Raw genomic sequence first — 6,291 nt, 5'->3', positions numbered from 1 at the left:
ATTAACCGCAAAGTACGCAAAGGCGCAAAGTAAAGAGAAGAAAAGTAACTTTTAGAGACTTGTGTGTACACCGTAGGGGGATCAAAATCGTTGTACCTCTTAGGTAAGAGTTCAAGATGGTTTCCGTAATTTTATTTCAGGCTATTGTAGATCACTATTAATTCAATGTGAATTTAAAATCACAGTTGTATATGGACGCACTTCAACTTTCTCATCTTAGTAAGCGTTACGGTTCGCACCAAGCTGTGAACAATCTTAGCTTGTCCATTCGGGAAGGTTCTTTTTATGCTCTTTTAGGCGCCAACGGTGCAGGAAAAACCACGACTCTACGGATGATAGCGGGGTTACTGCAACCCTCGGACGGTGATGTGATAATTTTGGGACATAGTATTAAGCGGGCGCCTCAAAAAGCAAAACAACTTTTAGCATATTTACCTGATGAGCCGCTACTCTATAATAAGTTACGTCCGATGGAGTATTTGGAGTTTATCGCCGGACTTTGGGGAATTCCTACAAAAGTTGCTCAAGATAGAGCTACAAATTTGCTTCAACAATTAAATTTGTGGGATAATAGAGGAGATTTTAGTGAAACCTTTTCGCGCGGGATGAAGCAAAAACTTGCTTTAGCAGCGGCTTTAATTCATCAACCGAGAATTATTATCTTAGATGAACCCTTAACAGGGTTGGATGCGGCAGCTTCTCGGATAGTTAAGAATATGCTTGCTGACTACGTAACAGAAGGGAATACGGTAATTTTAACTACCCATATCATGGAAATTGCCGAGCGTATGGCGCAACGAATTGGAATTATTAATCATGGACAATTAATTGCTGAAGGTACTCTGGACGAGCTTAGAACCCAAAGCGGTGAGGCAGGGGGTAGTTTGGAGACGGTCTTTTTAGAATTGACTCAAAATAATGATGCTAAGGGTGTTGTATGAAAGTAGGGACATTACCTTGGATTATACGTCATGAATTACGTTTATGGTGGCGTGATATTACTATTAGACCATTACTAATATTTAGTCTAGGTATATTGGCAATTTTGGTTTTAAGTTGGGTATGGTCTACATTAGCTAGTCTTCGAGAGGCTTTATCTTTTCATACTATACCAGATTCTGCTTTGTGGATTGCGGTGGTAGCTTGGTTGTTTGGATTTTATTATGGTTTTATCCAAGCGATGAGAAGTAGCTTGATAATTTTATTTGAACGCGGTGATTTGGATTTACTTGTATCATCGCCAATTTCAAGTAAGGTAATTTTTGCAAGTCGGGTGTTGGCAATTGCTTTAAAAACTTTTTTGAGTTGTTGTTTATTTGTTGTTCCTATAAGTTTAATTGCTGTATTATTCGGTCTACCACAACTTTTAGGGCTTTACCCGGCTTTGATTGGTATTAGCTTAGGCGCCACCAGTTTGGCAATGCTGTTTGTGTTATTGCTAGTTCGTGTGATGGGTGCAAAGCGCGCGCGGACTGTTGCTCAAGTTATAACAGCTTTATTTCCACTTACATTATACTTGAGTTCTCAGTTACCTAATATTCTACAAGATAGTAGTGGCAGTACAAAATCGATATGGCTTCGATTAGAAAACTTTTTAGCTTCAGGAAACTTGTTGAGTGCTTCAAGTTGGGTTTGGTTTCCTGCAAGAGCTATTTTCTTTGAACCTGTGTCAGTGGTGCTAGTGCTAACAATTAGTGGTTGTTTGACGTGGGTGACGGTGGAAATCTTACATTCTTATTTTATCGCAGGTACACAACAGGAACTAACAAGCAAACATCATCAACGGCGCCCGATGGAAGCAACTCGTTTTGCAGGTGGTTTTTACCGTGTTGCTTTATTCAAAGAATGGCGAATTATGCGGCGTAATCCTTATTTAATTTCGCGCATTTTTCTGCAAATATTTTTTCTGACATTTCCGTTTCTAAGTATATTACGACAACATCACAATAATGGTGCTGACTTTTTTACTTTTGCTTGGCCGATGAGTTTGATATTTGGGCAAGCTTTGACATCTACTTTAACACAAATTTGTGTTTCTGGAGAAGAGGCGCCAGACTTGCTTAAATTTTCTCCAGTAGATAGTAGAAAGTTACGTCAATTGAAGTTGTTAGCGGCATTAATACCAATTTGGTTATTCATATCACCATTATTTATTGTTTTGCTAGTTAATGGTAAACCGTGGTTTATGCCGATAGTGGTTTTTGTTGTTGCTACTACTTGTGCAGCAATTCTCAGTTTGTGGAATTCTCGACCTGTTAAGTTGACGGAATTGTTTCGACGGCGCCAAAATAATCAAGCGGATGTATTTTTAAAGTTACTCGAAATTATTTCCTGGTTGTGTTGGGCATGGTTAGGGTTTAGTTTACTGCAAGGTAAATTAAATACTGTTTTAATTTTGTTGGCATTGATTGGTTTAGTTGTGGCGTTGGCTTATGGGCGTAGTCGTCAATTAGGTACGTCACTGGGTTTTTAAGATTGAATCCCCCCTAACCTTGTGGAAGCGGGGAAAAGAATGTTAAATCACGTAGGATAGGCGTCCCACCTGTCCGTTTATCTGTAATGTCCAGCCCGCTCGTGGACTGGAATCAAATCTTTGATAAAAGTTGAAAGAACGGGAACGCGCGCTGGCAAAGAATATCATGAGGTTGTTTGTTATTCTCGCTCTAAGTATTTTTGAATGCAATGTACAGCACCTAGCCCACTGGCGAGAATGTGACAGTTGGGCAGCATTGTTACTTCAAAACCTAGATTTTCCCAAATTTCTTGGTTTTTTTTGTCTGAATCTTGTAAGTATTGAAATTCATCATAACCATAGGTGGGTAGCCATACACGCTTACTCCTTAAGTATTGTACACCAATTATTTTTGTGGGTTTTGATCTGAATTTTCCTCAATATATTTAATTAGGTGTTGCGGCTATTTACTTATACATTGCAGTACTAATGTATTGTATATCGATATATACGTAGAGAAAATTTGTGTATAGCAATCTGTTCCAATTCGCAAATTACCATAGTCTTGTTCGACCTGCTATTTTTTTTTATCAAACTGAAAATTTTTTAAAGAAACATAGCCACCCGAACGCTTATGTTCATCACCAGTTAGAGTGTATGAAGTAGCTATATTTTTAGAGTAAGCATCCAAAATCTCTCTATAGATAGAAATGTTCAATACATTACCAACTATAACAATCCCTACCTTGGCTTGCTCAGGAACGTTCTTATATTCTCCATGTTCCCACCTATTTATAGGTTTGTTACAAGAAAAGTCTAAGTCTATGAAGAATTCAATATAATAGACTCCTGGTTCTTTTGGTGCAGTTATATTGAAACGCTCATCTTTTGTAGACCTTTTTTCACCATTTGGAAGTTGACCAACATTTATGCAATATGGTTTCTTTTTGGGAATGCCGAACACAATTTGGTTAATTACGCTTGGTTTGAAGTCTCTTACAGTAGAAGGGCTATACTCGAATATATAGCCTGTAGTTCCTTGAATCTCTTGCCCAGGAGAAGCAAATATGACATTTTGTTTACTTGTTAAGGTAGACAATATTGTTCCCACAAATGTCGCTGCTGATACAACAAATGTTGTGACGACTAACGACACTATAACCCCAATACCCCAACGCGAACGGGTATCTCTATGTTTTTGTTTAATGCTTTGCTGTACAAACTCAGTTTCTAACTGGTTCAACCAGTTGTTGTTCTGTGAGTTAAGTACCTCTTTCTCCAATACATCCAGGTAGGGGTCATTATTCCAAAGAAACTGTGGTTGTTGCTGGCTTTTCCACTCTAAAGTAGCAGGTGTTAAACGACGCTGTAATCTTAAGTTTTTCTCCTCTTTAACCCAAGAGAGCAGCTTTTGCCATCCCCGCACTAAGGCATCATGGGCTGGTTCCACATAAAGATTTCCTTCTGTATCATCTCCTGTAACCAGTAACCGCGCGTTGGTAAAGCGTTCAATTAGTTCTTTAACTAAACTATTTTTTGAAGGTGGATATTCTAGTTCTGATAACGGGACTTGTCGGCGTGCTAACTCTCCGGAACCAAGGGCAACCATCCGCAGCATCACATGGCGGATAATTTCAGTATAAGCTGGATTCTTTTTAACTAAAGCCTCATATTCCTCATCAGCTCTTTGAGTTAATGATTGGATAACTCCTCCCAAATCTTGATAATCTTCTTGAGTTAACGTGCGGTCTATTATGATACCTTTGTCTTGGGCATCCCGTTGTCGCTTTAAATATTTGAGATAAAGTTCGCTCAAGGCAAAAGAAAGTAGGGGCAATGCTCCCGGCATATCCTCCACTTCATCAATCAATTGTTCTACCAGTTCGTGGGGCTGAAAATACATCACCCGTGTTTCTGCGGGTTCTTCAATCGCTTCCCGTAGTTCCCCTCGTGTCATCGCTGGTACAATAAATCTTCCCATCTGCCAATTATGTTTTAACTCAGTATTTCCCAATTTCAGAACAGTAGGGACAAACTTTAAGCCAGCATTTCTAACTTGGGGTTCAAAGTCGGAGCGTAAACATAGTACCACCCGTAATCTATGGCTATGAGCATTTATTGCTTTGAGTATCTCTTGGAAAAACTCTTTACGTTCATCCTCATTTTGACAGAGTGTAATAATTTCTTCGCTTTGGTCAATAAATAGTAATAACTTGGAGTTAGGGTGATTTTTAACCCAAACATTAATACTATTCGCCAGGTTCTCCTGTGGATTTTGAATTACGACTTCTGGTAATTGGGCATTTTTCAGAGCATTATTTAACGCGAGTAAAGGCGCCTTACCAGGACGGATAGGTGGTATGATTTGCCACAGAGTAGTATTATCTTTCCTAAGTTCTGGAATTAATCCTGCCTTTACCAAACTAGATTTACCCGAACCTGAAGCACCCAATACTATTGTTAGGGGATGAGTTTTAACAAAATTATGTAACTTTTCTACAAGCTTAGTTCTACCGAAAAACACTTCGCTGTGTTTCTCTTCAAATGATTTCAAACCTCGGTAGGGATTTTTCGATGCATCTAATGGTGGTGCTGGTGGTAAGTTGAGTGGGTGTCCGGGGGTAAGAAAAATATACTCGCCTTTATCATGCTTCTTTAAAGGCCAAATTTCAGGAGTTTGTCGCTGGCTACATTCTTCCGTTTCTGGTTCAATGGTATCACGCAGATACAAGTAGAGTTCGGTAGCAGTAATTACTCCATCTCCAGAGGCGCCACCATTAGTAGAAGGAGGATAAGCATCAGCTTTACCTGCAAGCGCTTCGATTAATGCCGCTGCAAAGGGAGAATGGTTGCCTGTTTGACCGCGCTCTGTATTTAAATTAAATGCATCTAAAGCTTTTTGGTCATAAGCTGCGCTAGTTATTACTTGCCAAGCTGGATCGATAATAAAACGGTCATAACGTTCTTTGTGGATAACTCCAGATACAGGTAATATTTCTCTACTATTTGACCAACGAAAGGCGCCTGCAAAGCAACAGTCAAGGATTCCTAAGAAATGGCGACAAGGTAGTTTCTCTAAGCATTCTTGCAACTTAGCCATTCGTAGATAAGTTTCAGTAGCACCCAATTTGGCATCTTGAGGAATTAAATAACCTTCGGGACCATCCGAGCCATTGAGTGCAATTCCATGACCAGCAAAGTAAAACAGTAAGCGGTCATTTTTGGTTACTTGTTGTAAAAGTGTTTCTTCTAAGAGTTTATTTAAATTCTTAAGGGTGGCAAGTTCGTTTAAGCACACCCATACTTGATATCCATGCTTTTCCCGTAAAATTTCAACTAGCTTTTTGGCATCATTCTCCGCGTTGTGTAGACAGGAAATGCCGTTTGCGTAATTATTAATCCCGATAATAAACGCCAGGTTTCTAGAAAACTCAGACATAAAAGCAGTTCCTTTGTTCTTTGTTTTTATTTGGTCGAAGAATAAGTATTTAATTTAACCTTGCTATATGTATATATTTATGGCGCCATCAAAGTTGAATTATGCAGTCGAGAGCAAGGTCTGCTGGTTTGTGTCATTAGTTCTGGTAGGTTAGGCGTCTCGCCTGACCGGACGCACAGGCAAGATGCCTGTGCTACATCAACTTCTTCAATACAATGTTACTACTATAAAATATACATTTAAAAGCTGCATAATCATTATCCACTGATGCCCATATGTAGTAGAAGATTAAAATAGTATACTCAGATGGAGTGGTGCAGCTATGATCAACACATCTTCAAGATATTGGAAAATTTGGCAAGTTAACCCTGCTGCGGGGAAGTTAGGGTATAAACAGATT

At 39.2% G+C, this 6,291-nt stretch carries 3 protein-coding genes; 2 read left to right on the top strand and 1 reads right to left on the bottom strand.

Annotated features, from left to right (window positions below):
- The first annotated feature begins 191 nt into the window (after positions 1 to 191).
- Together AC2JBO_RS41940 and AC2JBO_RS41935 are read left to right on the top strand one after the other, a co-directional pair.
- Positions 192 to 941: an ABC transporter ATP-binding protein gene (locus tag AC2JBO_RS41940; RefSeq protein WP_496959549.1), complete on the top strand. Its 750-nt coding sequence runs from the start codon at positions 192 to 194 to the stop codon at positions 939 to 941.
- On the top strand, positions 938 to 2,473 hold the full coding sequence (locus AC2JBO_RS41935) for a hypothetical protein (RefSeq protein WP_496959548.1): 1,536 nt from the start codon (positions 938 to 940) through the stop codon (positions 2,471 to 2,473). The genes AC2JBO_RS41940 and AC2JBO_RS41935 overlap by 4 nt, the downstream gene beginning before the upstream one ends.
- 556 nt (positions 2,474 to 3,029) lie before the next feature.
- Here AC2JBO_RS41935 and AC2JBO_RS41930 read toward each other — a convergent pair.
- Positions 3,030 to 5,891, bottom strand: coding sequence for a caspase family protein (locus AC2JBO_RS41930; RefSeq protein WP_496959547.1), 2,862 nt, complete (start codon positions 5,889 to 5,891; stop codon positions 3,030 to 3,032).
- Positions 5,892 to 6,291: the final 400 nt, after the last annotated feature.

The organism is Calothrix sp. CBUCES-K 9914 (assembly GCF_059640475.1).
This window is presented reverse-complemented; position numbering and strand designations above follow the sequence as displayed.